The following is a 14,236-nucleotide window of genomic DNA, read 5'->3' as shown; positions in this document are numbered from 1 at the left end:
TACCAACCCCGAACCAATGGAGAGCTCTATGGCCACCGTTTCAGTTACCGATGCTACCTTCGACGCCGAAGTAAAAAATTCCGATATCCCCGTTGTTGTGGATTTCTGGGCAGAATGGTGTGGCCCTTGTAAGCAGATCGGCCCGTCACTTGAGGAATTGTCTGCCGAGATGGAAGGCAAAGTCAAAATCGTCAAAGTAAACGTTGACGAAAACCCAAACTCTCCTGCCCAAATGGGTGTGCGCGGCATCCCTGCCTTGTTCATCTTCAAAGGCGGCGAAGTCGTCTCCAACATGGCAGGCGCGCGCCCGAAGGCAGCACTGCAAAGCTGGATCGAAGAGTCCATCTAAGGCCTCTACGAACTATAAATTTGAAAAGGCGCCCCACATCGGGCGCCTTTTTTCTTGGGTTAAACCTTCCAGCCAAACCGTCTGAGGCGCTGTGCGATCTTTTCTTCTGCTTCCGGTCTGCCGGCGTTGATGCTGTTTTTCTGCCAGTACCAGTGAATGTAGGCCGAATAGTTTGGCGTTGAGCGTCGCACCGCTTCAAAACCCGCAGCAAGATCATCCAGTTCGGCCTGAACAGCGATGTGATGAAAATCCCCCTTGCGAAACAAGAGCGCGGGTTTGCCGAAAAAATATCCGTTGAACGCCACGCTGGAATTCTGCGTCACCACGTAGTCGCAGTGCACCAGCAGATCCGCCATGCCACCCGCCTGCACAGTCAGCCGCTTGTGCGCGCGCTCAAGTGCTGTCAGCGCCGCAACCTCTGCCTTGCCATACCGCTCACCCGGATGAAGAGTGGCTATGACGGTGCCACTGGTATGGGACAGACAGTGCTCCACCATCTCGATCGGGCTGCAAATCTGGAACGGGCGATGATCCAACAGCTTGCCCTGTAGCGGGACGTAGACCATGCCATCACGGGTTCCTTGCTGTGGAGCATCACCGAACAGGCGAATTTTCCAAAATGAATAGAACCGCGCTGCTTCGGTTGCCTCCGCCGGATCGGGTATAAACGGGGCTTGGGCCACATCCCACGCCCAGCGCTCGGCGCTTTTTTCGATCTGCCAGAACGGGTAGTGATAGGCGCGGCGAAAGCATAATCCACGCGCGTCAGGCGGCGTCTTAATATGGCTCATCGACCAGCCCTGCACTTCAGGCGCACCGCGCGGACCAAACAGCGCATACTGCACATCCATCCCTGCGCGGGTCATAACGTCGGCAAGTTTTCCGATGAAATTATGCTTACCCGCCTGCGCACTCTGGCACAGCTCAGGCTCCATGTAGAATGTCACGGTCTCAGGGTTACTCATGCTCCTGACGCTATCGCCGCCGTGCGCCCGCAACAAGGGCTGCCCTTGTTCCCTCGGCATGTGCACGCCATATAGAACCCAAGAAACGGAGGCATTATGGCACAGAGCGATTTTCCAGGTTGGCACGGTACAACCATAATTGGTGTGAAAAAGGGCGGCGAAGTCGTGATTGCAGGGGACGGTCAAGTAAGCCTTGGCCAGACTGTGATCAAAGGCACCGCGCGAAAGGTGCGCAGGCTTTCGCCGGGCGGATATGATGTGGTTGTCGGATTTGCCGGGTCTACTGCTGATGCTTTTACCCTACTTGAGAGGCTGGAAGCCAAGCTTGAGGCGACGCCCGGTCAATTGCAGCGCGCAAGTGTCGAGCTAGCCAAAGACTGGCGCACAGACAAATACCTGCAAAAGCTTGAAGCGATGCTGATTGTCACGGATGGCACGGAGCTGTTGATCATCACCGGTGCCGGCGACGTATTGGAGCCAGAGCATGGCATCGCCGCAATCGGGTCTGGCGGTAACTTTGCATTGGCCGCCGCGCGCGGGTTGATCGACAGCGACCGTGACGCCGAAGCTGTGGCTCGCGACGCGATGAAAATCGCCTCTGACATTTGCGTTTATACCAACGGCAACCTGACCGTGGAGAGAATCAAAACATGACTGATCTGACCCCCCGCGAAATCGTCTCGGAACTTGATCGCTATATCATCGGCCAGAACGACGCAAAGCGCGCTGTGGCTGTGGCCTTGCGCAACCGCTGGCGTCGCAAGCAACTGGCCGATGATCTGCGCGATGAAGTCTATCCCAAGAACATTCTGATGATCGGGCCCACCGGCGTCGGCAAGACGGAGATCAGCCGCCGATTGGCCAAGCTGGCGCGCGCGCCATTCCTCAAGGTGGAAGCGACGAAGTTTACCGAAGTGGGCTATGTTGGCCGCGATGTAGAGCAGATCATCCGTGATCTGCTAAACGCCGCAATTGCGATGACGCGCGAACACATGCGCGAGGACGTAAAGGCCAACGCCCAGAAAGCCGCCGAAGAGCGTGTGATTGATGCCATCGCTGGACCGGACGCCCGCGAAGGCACACGCGACATGTTCCGCAAAAAGCTGCATGATGGGCAACTGGACGGTACCATGATCGAGCTTGAAGTAGCCGATACCTCCAATCCGTTCTCTGCCATGGAAATCCCCGGTCAGCCCGGCGGAGGCATGGGCATGATGAACATCGGCGATCTGTTCGGTAAGGCGATGGGTGGGCGCACCAGCAAAAAGCGGCTCAGCGTGGCAGAAAGCTATGACGTGCTGCTAGGTGAGGAAGCAGACAAGCTGCTGGACGATGAGACGGTCACCCGCGCCGCTATCGAAGCGGTGGAACAGAACGGCATCGTGTTTCTGGATGAGATCGACAAGGTCTGCACCCGCGCCGATGCCCGCGGCGGTGATGTGAGCCGTGAAGGCGTTCAGCGCGATCTGCTGCCGTTGATCGAAGGCACCACGGTGAGCACAAAGCACGGCCCTGTTAAGACTGACCATATACTGTTCATCGCCTCTGGCGCGTTCCACATCGCCAAGCCGTCCGATCTGTTGCCCGAACTTCAGGGCCGCCTGCCCATTCGTGTGGAATTGCGCGCGCTGACCGAAGCCGATTTTGTCCGTATTCTAACCGAGACAGACAATGCGCTGACGCTGCAATACACGGCGCTGATGGGCACCGAAGAGGTCGAGGTGAGCTTTACCGAGGACGGCATCGCTGCACTGGCCAAAATCGCAGCGGACGTGAACCAATCGATTGAAAACATCGGTGCGCGCAGGCTTTATACCGTGATGGAACGCGTGTTCGAAGAACTCAGCTTTACCGCGCCGGACCGTGGCGGGGAGAAGATCGTGGTGGATGCCGGATTTGTGGACACCAATCTGGGTGAGCTTGTGAAATCCACCGATCTCAGCCGCTACGTGCTTTAAAGTCTTCCCATTCTCCCATGCGCCGGCGATCAATGGCGCATGGGCTATTTACGCTTCCTCATAGATAACCGTTTGTTTCTGTTGGCAGGCTTCCTGCTGACGTTCACATCGTCTTTCGGGCAGACCTATTTCATCTCGCTGTTCGCGGGTGAGATTAAGGGGGCTTTTGGCCTGAGCGATGGGGGTTGGGGTGGGATATATACCATTGGCACCACGCTATCGGCTGTAACGATGATCTGGGCCGGCGCGCTGACGGATCGGTTCCGCGTGCGGCATTTGTCGTTTTGGGTGATGGTATTACTGGCACTGGCCTGTGTGGCCATGGCGATGGTGCAGAAAGGGTTCCTACTGATCTTCGTAATCTATGCGCTGCGATTGATGGGGCAGGGAATGCTGTCCCAACTGGGCGCGGTGGCCATGTCACGCTGGTTCATCGCTACACGAGGGCGTGCGCTATCACTCTCCTCTATGGGGTTTGCGGTGGGACAGGCTATGTTGCCTGTGATGTTTGTGGCGCTGCTGGCGACATGGCATTGGCAAAGCCTTTGGCTGCTGGCGGCGGGCTGCATTGTCGTATTGATCCCTGTGATGCAAATCCTGTTGAAGCAAGAGCGTACGCCACAGTCGATGGCAAGCGGCACACAAAGCCTTGGCATGGACGCTCAGCATTGGACGCGAGGACAGATGCTGCGCCACCCGTTGTTCTATATCCTTATTCCGCTGGTTCTTGGCCCTTCGGCATGGGGTACGGCGCTGTTCTTCCAACAGGTGCACCTGACCGAGGTAAAAGGTTGGAGCCTTGTGTCTTATGTAGCCTTGATGCCCATCTATATGGTGGCAAGCATTACCTTCACCTTCATCACGGGTTCGGCGATCGACCGCTTTGGTGTGAAATGGATTGTGCCGTTCCAGATGGTGCCCTTTGGCATCTCTTTTCTAGTGCTCGCCTATGCCGATACCATCTTTATGGCGGGTGTAGGTCTGGTGATTTTCGGTGTCGGACAGGGGATGCAGGGCACGGCGACTTCGGCCTTTTGGGCAGTGTTCTATGGAACCCGGAACTTGGGCGCGATCAAAGCGGCGGCGGCGGCGCTGATGGTGTTCGGCTCGGCCATCGGGCCGGGGATCACAGGCGCGTTGATTGATTTCGGCATAGATTTTCCCGATCAGATGATCCCGATCGCGTTTTTCTACTTTGGCGGCGCGTTAATGGCGGGCTTCGGCATCCTGCGCTACCAGCGCGATCTACCTGTGACGGCGTAAGTACACGTAGTACGCACCGCCACCGCCGTGACTCACATGAGCCTGCGCCACCTGAAGCACGACAGACTTCATCGGCTGTATGGACAGCCACTGCGGCACCTGATGCCTCAACACGCCGTGGCGCACGGGGATGGGGCCACCTTCATCGCGCTGCTTTCCCTTGCCAGTGACAACAAGGATCAGGCGTTTGCCATGCGCGTGGGCGTTCATCACGAAGCCAGTCAAAATGGGATGCGCACGCTCCAGCGTCATCCCGTGCAAATCGATCTTGCCCTCTGGCCGCAACTTGCCCCGCTTGAGTTTGCCAAAGGATTTCTGATCCATCTGCAAAGGGGCCTGTCGGACTTGATCGTGAATGGCTGGTGCCAGATTATGTGTAGGCGCACGAGATGGCGGGCCTGGCTTGCCCAGAATGACCGCTTTCGCCTTACGTAGGTTACGCGGGGCAGGGGCCGACAGGCTTACATCGGGGTCAAACCGCTGCACTTCTAAATTGCTGCGCTCAATCCTTTCGGTATTGGCGCGCACACGGTCCCACAGCTCCTGATCTTCTGCGCTCAGCCTGCGGCGGGTCATATCGCGCTTTCTGGCAATAGGGCATAGGCGCGCTGGATCGGCATCAGGATTAACAGGCGGCCCGGATCGCGCAGAGTGCCGGCCAGCCGCCCGGCATTGTCTCCGGTACCAAAGAACACGTCAGCGCGCTGGGCGCCCTTGATGGCAGAGCCGGTATCCTGCGCGATCATCAATCGCCGCAGCGGTGATTCGCCGTCTTTTTCAATCCAGACAGGCGCACCCAGCGAGATAAATTTTGGATCAACCGCAACCGTGCGCATAGTGGTGATCGATCGGTTCATAGCCCCTAAGGGACCCTTGTCTGCAGGAACCTGGCTCACCTCGCGGAAGAACACATAGGACGGGTTATGATATAGTAAATCTTGCCCGTCCTCAGGATTACGCCGCACCCAATTCTTAATGACCTGCGCGCTCACCTGATGTGGTTCATAGACGCCACGGCGCACCAGTTCTTTCCCGATAGAACGGTAGTTATGCCCGTTAGAGCCACGATACCCCACGCGAACAGCAGTGCCGTCACCTAACCGAATGCGGCCAGAACCTTGAATTTGCAGAAAGAACAGCTCAACCGGATCGTCGACATAGGCGATCACCAGATCACGCCCATCCATCACGCCACTTTCCAGAATATCGCGACGGGTGAGCCAAGGCCGGTTTTGCCGTGCCTCTTGTGGCATCTTGTACACTGGATACCTGTAGCGCGGTGTCGGGCTGAGTGATCCGTCAAGCTCGGGCTCGAAATATCCGGTGAATAGCGCCTCTTGGCCGTCTTCGATCAAAACAGGGCGGAACAAAAGCTCGAAAAACTCGCGTGGATCAGGGCCAGAGCGAGCAAAAGTGCAGATCGATCGCCAATCTGGGTCTTTCATATCCTGACACGTATTCAGAAACGTCTCAAACGCCGCAGCGTGATCATCCTGCGCCCAACCATCCAACTGGTCAAAGGACAGGATGCTATATTTTACCTCAGACGCCAAAGGCCCCGCCAGCAGCGAGGCCCCGAGTATGGCGGTGATGCGAATCGCGCATGCTACCCATCTGTAGAAACCAAGAACCAATTTGGATCATCCGAGCCCATGATGCGGGCAAAAACCCACGTGTCTTTTTGCTTTTTAGCATCAGTGATGCTGCCTTCGACAATCTCGCCGTCCGAATTGCGCACTGCCTGTGTCAACTGGGCCACAAATCGCAGAGTCATTTCAGCTTCTTTTGTTTCGGGATCAAGCGTCACATTATCAAGCGACATCTCGCGAACGCCGATGAAATTCGCCTCGATCGTGAGGCCCTGGTCCTCACGGATAGCCACGCCATCAACGAAGCTTTCGTAAATTTCATCGGTCAGGAACGGCTTTATTTCGTCAAGCTCACCCCGCTCGAATCCCATGACAATCATTTCATAAGCGCCGCGGGCACCTGCCAAAAACTCGGTCACGTTGAAGGATGGCTGTATGCGCTTCATCTCCGCCAAAGCGCGCGCCTGTGGAGACCCGTCTTCAAAATGGTCCGTAATATCAAGGTCAGGCCCACCTTCGATAACTTCGAATGCTGGACCCTTACGTGGGACAGGCGGCACGTTCGTGGCCGGCTCTTCAAAACCTTCCCGTGTGCCCAGTACATTTTTCAGCCTCAAGATGAGAAAAACCGCAATCGCGGCAAGAACCAGAAGCTGGATAAGCGGTGAATTCATGTTGACCTCTTGGGGACTAGGCGTGGAAATAATCGTCTAAGCACCTTATGTAGGTGCCAAGGGGGCTCAAGTCCACTGTAGCCCCCGTGAAAGGAAGCAAATACATGTGGCTTTTAATCGCATTCATCGCCATTCCGGTGATTGAAATCGCCTTGTTCATACAGGTTGGCGGGTTTATCGGGCTTTGGCCGACGCTGCTGATCGTTATTCTGACCGCTATTGCGGGCACATATCTGGTGCGCAGTCAGGGGCGTTTGGCACTGGCTCAGTTGCAAAGTTCGTTCAATGACCTGCGCGACCCGACAGAGCCGTTGGTCCATGGCGCGATGATCCTGTTTTCAGGTGCGCTGCTGCTAACACCAGGTTTTTTCACCGACGCGGTAGGTTTTGCGCTGTTGATCCCCGCTGTTCGCCAAGCCGCATTCAAAGCCATTCGCGCACGCGTTAAAGTGCAGACCTTTGGCACACCCGGTGCTGGACGCCCGCCGCAGCACCCTGAGCGGACCGGTGGCGGCGATGTGATTGACGGTGAATTCATTGAATTGCCCGATGACGAAGCGCCTAAGAGCTCCTCGGGCTGGACAAAGCACTAAGCGATTGAGCGCTCTGACCTGACCTGATAAACGTGCCACATCAGATTTTAACCTCCAAGTAGGAGAGCCGATTATGGCCGAAGCCGAAGCACAACCACCAAAAGCACCACAACTGCGTGTTCTGGGTCAGTTCATCCGTGACATGTCTTTTGAAAACATCATGGCACAAAAGGGCGCACCAAGCGACGTACAGCCCGATGTGCAAGTTCAGGTAAACCTGGATGCGAAGAAGCGGTCTGCTGAAAACCAGTACGAATCTTCAATCAAGCTGAACGTGACCTCCAAAGCCAAGGGCGCAGATACCACGCTGTTCGCGCTTGAAATCGACTATGTTGGTATCTTTGATATTCAGGACGTGCCGGAAGACCAGCTGCACCCGTTCCTGCTGATCGAATGCCCACGCATGATTTTCCCGTTCTTGCGCCGCATCGTAAGCGACGTGACACGCGACGGCGGCTTCCCGCCGCTGAACCTTGAGAATATCGATTTTGTGGCCCTATACCGCAATGAAATCGCGCGCCGTCAGGCTACCGAAGATGTGAAAGCAGACGCCTAAAAGCTTAGGTTTTCAACCAAAGCACATCGCCGCCCAACTTGCTGACAAACTCAGCGTGGGCGGCGTTTTCTTTTTCAGTAAGCCTTGGTGGCAGTGGGGTAGGGCGCGAACGCGGTGTCCACTCATTTTGGTTCTCGCCGTCTTTCGGCTCCACACGGGTGGAAAGGCCGAAGTCAGGCTGTTTGCCCCCGATCAGCTCCAGATAGACTTCGGCCAGAATTTCACTGTCGAGCAGAGCGCCGTGCAATGTACGTGACGAGTTATCGATACCAAAGCGTCGGCAGAGCGCGTCCAGCGAAGACGGCGAGCCGGGGAATTTTTTTCGCGCGATGGCGAGCGTATCGATCGCTTGTTCCCACGGAATCTGACGCAAGCTCATTTTTGACAGCTCGAAGTTCAGGAATTTGATATCAAAAGCCGCGTTGTGAATGATCAGCTTGCTATCACCGATGAAATCCACAAACGCTTGGCCAATATGCGCAAACTTCGGCTTGTCGCGCAGAAAATCATCGCCCAAACCGTGCACTTCGAATGCCTCGTGCGGCATACCGCGTTCGGGATTGATATACTGGTGATAGGTGTTGCCAGTGGCGACATGCCTCATCAATTCGACCGCGCCAATCTCAACGATACGGTCGCCGGTATGCGGGTCAAAACCTGTGGTTTCCGTATCTAGGACGATCTCACGCATGAAGTTGGCTCCAGATTTCTTTCACGATGTCTTGCACCTGTGTCGCTGCGTGTTCAAGGGTATCGGTCTCGATCACATAGGTGGCACGGGCGCATTTCTCGGCTGCGGGCATTTGTTTGGCCTTTATGGACAGGAACTGCTCACGCGTCATGGCGCCGCGCGCCATGACGCGAGCCTCTTGAGTGGCCTCATCCGTCACCACACAGGCGGTTGCATCCAAACGGGCGTCTCCGCCTGTCTCGAACAGTAGTGGGATATCCAAGACGACAATATCCGCCTGCGTTTGCGACAGAAATATCGCGCGGTCCTGTCCAACCAGCGGATGCACGATCGACTCAATCTGTTTGAGCGTAGACAGATCGTGGCCGATGATTTCTTTTAGGGCAGGGCGCGATACTGCACCGTCTATAACTGCTTCAGGGAAGGCTGCGGCAAAGGGTGCAACAGCGGCCCCGCCTTTAGAATAGAGCCGGTGTACCGCAGCATCTGCATCCCAAACTGCGCACCCTTGATCGGCAAACATCTGCGCCGTGGTAGATTTCCCCATTCCGATAGACCCTGTAAGACCAAGCAAAAACATCAGCGTAACGCCGCTGCACGGGTGGCGTGGTCCACATCGGGTCGGCGTCCAAACCACCGCTCAAAGGCCGGTACGGCCTGATGCAGCAACATGCCAAGGCCATCGACCGTCACACATCCATATTCCTCGGCAGCTTCCAACATCTTGGTTTTAAGCGGGGCATAGACCAGATCCGTCACAACAGTCTGGGGGCGCAAACCATCCAACGGGACGCGCAACTCTCCCTTGCCGATCATGCCCAACGACGTGGTGTTGACTAGCAAAGCGGCGTCATCAACCATGTTACCAGCCTGAACCCAGTCATAAACATGCACACGATTGCCAAAATCCTGTTGAATCTTATCTGCGCGTACTCTTGTGCGGTTGGAGAGCAAAATCTCAGGCACGCCGGCATCCAGAAGCGACGCAATAACCGCACGGGAAGCACCACCAGCACCCAGAATAGCAGCAGGGCCAGAGCGCGGATCCCACTGTGAGGCGCCCGCCTTCAGATTTTCGATAAAACCATAACCATCTGTATTATCTGCGTGAATTTTTCCGTCTTTGCGGAATATCAGGGTATTGGCAGCACCGATCAGCGTCGCTCGGTCTGTGATCAGATCAGCGATCTCCATCACCTTTTCTTTATGCGGAATTGTAATATTCACACCGACAAAGCCCATCTTCGGCAACGTTCGGAGCACAGTTTCCAGATTGTCCGAAGACACATCCATCGGGATATAGTGTCCAGGAATGCCATAAATCTTGAGCCAGTGGTGGTGAAGCTGCGGAGATTTCGAATGCGCGATTGACGAGCCGATGACACCGGCCAATGGGATGCGGGGCAGTTCGGTCATTGGGCGATGTCTCCGCGAAGGGCAAGATAGTTGAGGATTTCGAGCAAGGGCATGCCAAGGACATTAAAGTAATCGCCCTCAATGTGCGAGAATAGTCGCACGCCTTCTTCTTCAAGCTTATAAGCGCCAACTGCGTGGCGGATGCTCTCCCAGTTACGGTCGACGTAATCTTCCAGATATCCATCGCTTGCATCGCGCATCCGCAAACGAACTTGGCCTATATGACGCCACAGAGGCTTGCTGTTTTCATAGATCACGGCAGCAGACAAAAGCGTATGACGCTCGCCCCGCAGGCTTTTCAGTTGAGCAAGAGCATCATCAGAAGTTTCGGGTTTGTTAAGCAGCACACCTTTGTGATCCAGAACTTGATCGCAGCCGATCACCAGCGCGCCGGGGTTCTTATCACTGACCTTTGACGCTTTGAGTTCAGCAAGCGCGTCAGCTATATCGCGGGGCGGGGCACCTTCAGCGATAAGGGATGATTTGATCATCTCTTCGTCGACACGTGCAACCTGCACCTCATGCGGAACTGCCGCTTGGCGTAGCATTTGGCTACGGATCGCAGAACCTGACGCAAGGATGATCTGTATAGTCATGTGGATAACTCATGCATAATCTTAAGATATTCTTAAGTATAACTTGTCCGCAATTCGCGGCTTGGGTTCAAGAGGGGGATAAGCCACACCTCTCATCCGGTTTGACCGCATTTCACCCACGGTGGAAAAGAACAAGTTAATGTTTCGGTAACTTGAGTTATAGCGGTGATGCTCACAGAGTTTTCCACAGTCTACTGGCCATGTAGTCAGTCTTAATCATTTGAATTATAAAATAAAATTTATAATTTCATACCTTATTAACATTTTTTTCACCCAAGTCTCAGCCCGTGTATGAAACTGAGGATAAGTATTTGATCCACAGATTTTGGCTTCCCTACTTAAATCAACAATCTTTCTTTCTATCTCTATTATTATAAAGAGTAGGCCAAGCATGGAGAGATAAAGATGAATAATATCCTGATCGCGGCCTATCCTTGGATCAAAGGGCTTCACATCATTTCTGTGATTTCATGGATGGCAGCGCTGTTCTATCTGCCCCGCCTCATGGTCCATCACACCGAACAAGTGGGCCTTAGCGGGGAGACGCACAAAATCTTTGCCATGATGGAATTCAAGCTCGCCAAAGTAATCATGAACCCGGCGATGATGGCCACATGGATTTTCGGCCTGTTGTTGGTGATGACGCCCGGGATCGTGAATTGGGACCTTGTCTGGCCTTGGCTTAAAGGGGCGTCCGTCATTGCGATGACCGTCTTCCACATTTGGCTGATGCGGCGCATGATGGGCTTCCAGCGTGGTGAAAATACCGTGACCGGAAAACAATACCGCCTAATGAACGAAGTGCCGACCCTGCTGATGATTCTGATTGTCTTTTCCGTGATGGTTAAGTTCTAGACCCATCATTGATTGACAGAACAGCCTTTAGCAGGCTAAGAGCATCCAGCGCCCCATTCGGGGAACGCATAACCCGATTATTTTTCCAAGATAGGCCAGCTGGCGCATCTGCGTGAGGCCAAGGATATCTCCATGACTGTTGAAACTCTCAATCTTGCCGACCTGAAGGCGAAATCCCCAAAAAGCCTGATCGATATGGCCGAAGAGCTGGAGATTGAAAACGCTTCCACGATGCGCAAGGGCGAGATGATGTTCCAAATTCTGCGCGAACGTGCGGATGAAGGTTGGGAAATCTCTGGCGATGGTGTGCTGGAAGTTCTGCAGGACGGCTTTGGCTTCTTGCGTTCACCCGAGGCAAATTATCTGCCCGGTCCGGATGACATCTATGTTTCGCCTGACATGATCCGCCAGCACTCCCTTCGGACGGGTGATACGATCGACGGGCTTATTAAGGCTCCTGACGACACTGAACGTTATTTTGCGATGACCGAGGTAACAACGATCAACTTTGAAGACCCTGAGAAGGCGCGTCACAAAGTTGCATTTGAAAACCTGACGCCGCTCTATCCAAACGAGCGCCTCAAGATGGAAGTCGAAGATCCAACAGTCAAAGACCGATCTGCGCGTATCATTGATTTGGTCTCTCCGATCGGTAAAGGTCAGCGTTGCTTGATCGTGGCGCCTCCGCGGACTGGTAAGACTGTTCTGCTGCAGAACATTGCCAATTCGATCGAAAAGAATCACCCAGAGTGCTATCTGATTGTTCTGCTTATCGATGAACGCCCCGAAGAAGTTACTGACATGCAGCGGTCCGTGAAGGGCGAGGTTGTGTCATCCACCTTTGATGAACCAGCAACGCGTCACGTCGCTGTGTCTGAAATGGTCATCGAAAAAGCGAAACGTCTGGTTGAGCATAAGCGCGACGTTGTGATTTTGCTCGACTCCGTGACGCGCCTTGGTCGTGCGTTTAACACGGTTGTGCCGTCCTCTGGTAAGGTTCTTACAGGTGGTGTGGATGCGAACGCCCTGCAGCGCCCTAAGCGCTTCTTTGGTGCGGCACGTAACATCGAAGAAGGTGGCTCACTCACGATCATCGCAACAGCGCTGATTGATACCGGTAGCCGCATGGACGAAGTCATCTTCGAAGAATTCAAAGGGACAGGTAACTCCGAGATTGTTCTGGATCGTAAGATCGCTGACAAGCGGGTATACCCTGCAATCGACATCCTGAAATCCGGTACGCGGAAAGAGGAACTGTTGGTTGATAAGATCGACCTCCAGAAGACGTTCGTTCTGCGCCGTATCCTTAATCCGATGGGTACGACGGATGCGATTGAATTCCTGATCTCAAAATTGAAGCAGACCAAGACAAATTCTGACTTCTTCGACTCGATGAATACTTAAAACTTCACATAAATTCAAAGGCTTAGGTCTATGGATACTATTTTTGCCCAGGCAACAGCGATGGGCCGTTCCGGTGTGTCCGTTGTGCGGATTTCTGGCCCGTTGGCGCATGAAGTCGGTGTAAAAATGGTGGGTTCGCTACCTACCCACCGTGCGACCGCACTTAGAATGGTCAAGGACAGTGAGGGTGGTTTCATAGATCAGGCCTTAGTCCTGTCTTTTGAGGCACCGCACAGCTTTACTGGTGAAGATGTAGTAGAACTACACCTACACGGCAGTATCGCGATTATGCGGCGAGTAATTGCTGAACTAGGATCTTTCGATAATGTCCGTCTTGCTGAACCAGGTGAGTTTACGCGCCGAGCGCTTGAGAACGGTCGCCTTGATCTGGTGCAGGTTGAGGGGCTTGGTGATCTGATTGAGGCCGAGACCGAGGCGCAGCGAAAGCAGGCCCTTCGCGTCTTATCAGGAGCATTAGGATCAAAAATTGAGGCATGGCGTAGCGCGCTGATCCGAGCAGCCGCTCTTCTTGAAGCGACGATAGATTTCGCGGATGAAGATGTGCCTGTTGATGTCAGTGATGAGGTTCGTGACCTACTGATAGGCGTCGATGAAGCCTTGAAGCTTGAGATTGAAGGTACAAAAGCTGCCGAAAGGATTAGAACGGGCTTTGAAGTCGCAATTGTTGGTGCACCAAACGTGGGTAAGTCTACGCTGTTGAATAGATTGGCCGGTCGAGAGGCTGCGATTACATCTAATATGGCCGGAACTACCCGCGACGTCATCGAAGTGCGAATGGATTTAGGTGGCTTGCCAGTAACTTTTCTCGATACAGCAGGTATTCGGGAAAGCGTAGATGAGATTGAGGCACTCGGGGTAGAGCTCGCTCTGAAGCGAGCAGCCGATGCAGATTTACGCGTATTTCTATTAGATCAAGGTGATACACCGCCATTCGTTCCGGTGGACGGCGATATTATCCTGATCTCAAAGGCTGATCTCACCGGTGATTCTTTCCCATCTGTTTCAGGCAAGACTGGTGCGGGGATTAATCAACTTCTTAAGAAAATTGAAGAACTGTTGGTCACGATGGCGTCGGGGGCTGGGTTGGCAACACACGCTCGCCACGCCATAGCAATGCAAACGGCGAGAGGGGGGTTACAGGCGGCCCAGAGAATTCTTGATGCTGGACCTGATCAGTACGATATTGCGGCGGCGGAACTCCGCCTTGGAATCAACGCGCTCGAAGCACTGGTAGGTCGCATTGATGCAGAGAATCTGCTAGATGAGATATTCGCAAGTTTTTGTCTTGGTAAATGAGGATTGTTTC

The 14,236-nt window shown here is 54.2% G+C and carries 17 protein-coding genes; 9 read left to right on the top strand and 8 right to left on the bottom strand.

The genetic code is table 11. From position 1 onward, the window contains the following. Positions 1–28 precede the first annotated feature (28 nt). Positions 29–349, top strand: a complete 321-nt coding sequence (gene trxA, locus V7730_RS10785) for a thioredoxin (RefSeq protein ID WP_335747604.1) — start codon at positions 29–31, stop codon at positions 347–349. Positions 350–408: 59 nt separating this feature from the next. Here the strand turns inward: trxA and V7730_RS10780 are convergent, their stop codons facing one another. Beyond that, positions 409–1,314 (bottom strand): hypothetical protein, encoded by a 906-nt coding sequence (locus V7730_RS10780; RefSeq protein WP_335747603.1) that lies wholly within the window; start codon positions 1,312–1,314, stop codon positions 409–411. Positions 1,315–1,410: 96 nt separating this feature from the next. On the opposite strand from V7730_RS10780, the gene hslV reads away from it, so the two are divergent. Genes hslV through V7730_RS10765 form a run of 3 tightly spaced genes read left to right on the top strand, consistent with a single transcriptional unit; the run spans position 1,411 to position 4,535 of the window. After that, on the top strand, positions 1,411–1,968 hold the full coding sequence (gene hslV, locus V7730_RS10775; protein ID WP_335747602.1) for an ATP-dependent protease subunit HslV: 558 nt from the start codon (positions 1,411–1,413) through the stop codon (positions 1,966–1,968). Beyond that, complete coding sequence (gene hslU, locus V7730_RS10770) at positions 1,965–3,272, top strand: ATP-dependent protease ATPase subunit HslU (RefSeq protein WP_335747601.1); 1,308 nt, start codon at positions 1,965–1,967, stop codon at positions 3,270–3,272. The genes hslV and hslU overlap by 4 nt, the downstream gene beginning before the upstream one ends. 39 nt (positions 3,273–3,311) lie before the next feature. Then, positions 3,312–4,535: an MFS transporter gene (locus V7730_RS10765; RefSeq protein ID WP_335747600.1), complete on the top strand. Its 1,224-nt coding sequence runs from the start codon at positions 3,312–3,314 to the stop codon at positions 4,533–4,535. Here V7730_RS10765 and V7730_RS10760 read toward each other — a convergent pair. From V7730_RS10760 to V7730_RS10750, 3 genes are read right to left on the bottom strand one after another with little or no spacing between them, the layout of a single operon-like run. After that, positions 4,518–5,111, bottom strand: a complete 594-nt coding sequence (locus tag V7730_RS10760) for a Smr/MutS family protein (RefSeq protein ID WP_335747599.1) — start codon at positions 5,109–5,111, stop codon at positions 4,518–4,520. The two genes, V7730_RS10765 and V7730_RS10760, sit on opposite strands and share 18 nt — an antisense overlap. Continuing rightward, positions 5,108–6,088, bottom strand: a complete 981-nt coding sequence (gene mltA / locus V7730_RS10755) for a murein transglycosylase A (protein WP_335747598.1) — start codon at positions 6,086–6,088, stop codon at positions 5,108–5,110. Before mltA ends, V7730_RS10760 begins: the two co-directional genes overlap by 4 nt. A 53-nt stretch (positions 6,089–6,141) precedes the next feature. Beyond that, positions 6,142–6,798, bottom strand: coding sequence for a Tim44/TimA family putative adaptor protein (locus V7730_RS10750; RefSeq protein ID WP_335747597.1), 657 nt, complete (start codon positions 6,796–6,798; stop codon positions 6,142–6,144). A 104-nt stretch (positions 6,799–6,902) separates the two neighbouring features. Between V7730_RS10750 and V7730_RS10745 the strand changes: the two genes are divergently transcribed. Both V7730_RS10745 and secB read left to right on the top strand, forming a co-directional pair. Further along, the gene (locus tag V7730_RS10745) at positions 6,903–7,391 is read left to right on the top strand and encodes an FxsA family protein (protein WP_335747596.1); all 489 of its coding nucleotides are present in this window, start codon (positions 6,903–6,905) and stop codon (positions 7,389–7,391) included. 73 nt (positions 7,392–7,464) lie between these two features. Beyond that, complete coding sequence (gene secB, locus V7730_RS10740) at positions 7,465–7,947, top strand: protein-export chaperone SecB (RefSeq protein WP_335747595.1); 483 nt, start codon at positions 7,465–7,467, stop codon at positions 7,945–7,947. A gap of 4 nt (positions 7,948–7,951) precedes the next feature. Here the strand turns inward: secB and dnaQ are convergent, their stop codons facing one another. From dnaQ to V7730_RS10720, 4 genes are read right to left on the bottom strand one after another with little or no spacing between them, the layout of a single operon-like run. Next, on the bottom strand, positions 7,952–8,638 hold the full coding sequence (gene dnaQ, locus V7730_RS10735; protein ID WP_335747594.1) for a DNA polymerase III subunit epsilon: 687 nt from the start codon (positions 8,636–8,638) through the stop codon (positions 7,952–7,954). Beyond that, the gene (coaE, locus tag V7730_RS10730) at positions 8,631–9,218 is read right to left on the bottom strand and encodes a dephospho-CoA kinase (protein WP_335747593.1); all 588 of its coding nucleotides are present in this window, start codon (positions 9,216–9,218) and stop codon (positions 8,631–8,633) included. The genes dnaQ and coaE overlap by 8 nt, the downstream gene beginning before the upstream one ends. Next, positions 9,218–10,054 (bottom strand): shikimate dehydrogenase, encoded by an 837-nt coding sequence (locus V7730_RS10725; RefSeq protein ID WP_335747592.1) that lies wholly within the window; start codon positions 10,052–10,054, stop codon positions 9,218–9,220. The genes coaE and V7730_RS10725 overlap by 1 nt, the downstream gene beginning before the upstream one ends. Next, on the bottom strand, positions 10,051–10,650 hold the full coding sequence (locus V7730_RS10720; RefSeq protein WP_335747591.1) for a Maf family protein: 600 nt from the start codon (positions 10,648–10,650) through the stop codon (positions 10,051–10,053). Before V7730_RS10720 ends, V7730_RS10725 begins: the two co-directional genes overlap by 4 nt. 405 nt (positions 10,651–11,055) lie before the next feature. On the opposite strand from V7730_RS10720, the gene V7730_RS10715 reads away from it, so the two are divergent. The 3 genes from V7730_RS10715 (at position 11,056) to mnmE (ending at position 14,226) form a co-directional block, all read left to right on the top strand. Continuing rightward, positions 11,056–11,505 (top strand): CopD family protein, encoded by a 450-nt coding sequence (locus V7730_RS10715; RefSeq protein WP_335747590.1) that lies wholly within the window; start codon positions 11,056–11,058, stop codon positions 11,503–11,505. Between the two features lie 132 nt (positions 11,506–11,637). Continuing rightward, positions 11,638–12,909, top strand: coding sequence for a transcription termination factor Rho (gene rho / locus V7730_RS10710; RefSeq protein ID WP_335747589.1), 1,272 nt, complete (start codon positions 11,638–11,640; stop codon positions 12,907–12,909). A 30-nt stretch (positions 12,910–12,939) separates the two neighbouring features. Next, the gene (mnmE, locus tag V7730_RS10705; protein WP_335747588.1) at positions 12,940–14,226 is read left to right on the top strand and encodes a tRNA uridine-5-carboxymethylaminomethyl(34) synthesis GTPase MnmE; all 1,287 of its coding nucleotides are present in this window, start codon (positions 12,940–12,942) and stop codon (positions 14,224–14,226) included. Positions 14,227–14,236: the final 10 nt, after the last annotated feature.

The organism is Sulfitobacter sp., assembly GCF_036961165.1.
Classification (GTDB): Bacteria; Pseudomonadota; Alphaproteobacteria; order Rhodobacterales; family Rhodobacteraceae; genus Sulfitobacter.
Note: the sequence above shows the minus strand (reverse complement) of the source record. Positions and strands in the feature narration are given on the sequence as shown.

Excerpts from the sequence above, each read along its gene's own strand:
- coaE (WP_335747593.1), bottom strand. The coding sequence starts at position 9,218 with ATGTTTTTGCTTGGTCTTACAGGGTCTATCGGAATGGGGAAATCTACC.
- V7730_RS10725 (WP_335747592.1), bottom strand. The coding sequence starts at position 10,054 with ATGACCGAACTGCCCCGCATCCCATTGGCCGGTGTCATCGGCTCGTCA.
- dnaQ (WP_335747594.1), bottom strand. The coding sequence starts at position 8,638 with ATGCGTGAGATCGTCCTAGATACGGAAACCACAGGTTTTGACCCGCAT.
- trxA (WP_335747604.1), top strand. The coding sequence starts at position 29 with ATGGCCACCGTTTCAGTTACCGATGCTACCTTCGACGCCGAAGTAAAA.
- V7730_RS10750 (WP_335747597.1), bottom strand. The coding sequence starts at position 6,798 with ATGAATTCACCGCTTATCCAGCTTCTGGTTCTTGCCGCGATTGCGGTT.
- mnmE (WP_335747588.1), top strand. The coding sequence starts at position 12,940 with ATGGATACTATTTTTGCCCAGGCAACAGCGATGGGCCGTTCCGGTGTG.
- V7730_RS10715 (WP_335747590.1), top strand. The coding sequence starts at position 11,056 with ATGAATAATATCCTGATCGCGGCCTATCCTTGGATCAAAGGGCTTCAC.
- rho (WP_335747589.1), top strand. The coding sequence starts at position 11,638 with ATGACTGTTGAAACTCTCAATCTTGCCGACCTGAAGGCGAAATCCCCA.
- secB (WP_335747595.1), top strand. The coding sequence starts at position 7,465 with ATGGCCGAAGCCGAAGCACAACCACCAAAAGCACCACAACTGCGTGTT.
- hslU (WP_335747601.1), top strand. The coding sequence starts at position 1,965 with ATGACTGATCTGACCCCCCGCGAAATCGTCTCGGAACTTGATCGCTAT.
- V7730_RS10720 (WP_335747591.1), bottom strand. The coding sequence starts at position 10,650 with ATGACTATACAGATCATCCTTGCGTCAGGTTCTGCGATCCGTAGCCAA.
- V7730_RS10780 (WP_335747603.1), bottom strand. The coding sequence starts at position 1,314 with ATGAGTAACCCTGAGACCGTGACATTCTACATGGAGCCTGAGCTGTGC.
- hslV (WP_335747602.1), top strand. The coding sequence starts at position 1,411 with ATGGCACAGAGCGATTTTCCAGGTTGGCACGGTACAACCATAATTGGT.
- V7730_RS10745 (WP_335747596.1), top strand. The coding sequence starts at position 6,903 with ATGTGGCTTTTAATCGCATTCATCGCCATTCCGGTGATTGAAATCGCC.
- V7730_RS10765 (WP_335747600.1), top strand. The coding sequence starts at position 3,312 with ATGGGCTATTTACGCTTCCTCATAGATAACCGTTTGTTTCTGTTGGCA.
- V7730_RS10760 (WP_335747599.1), bottom strand. The coding sequence starts at position 5,111 with ATGACCCGCCGCAGGCTGAGCGCAGAAGATCAGGAGCTGTGGGACCGT.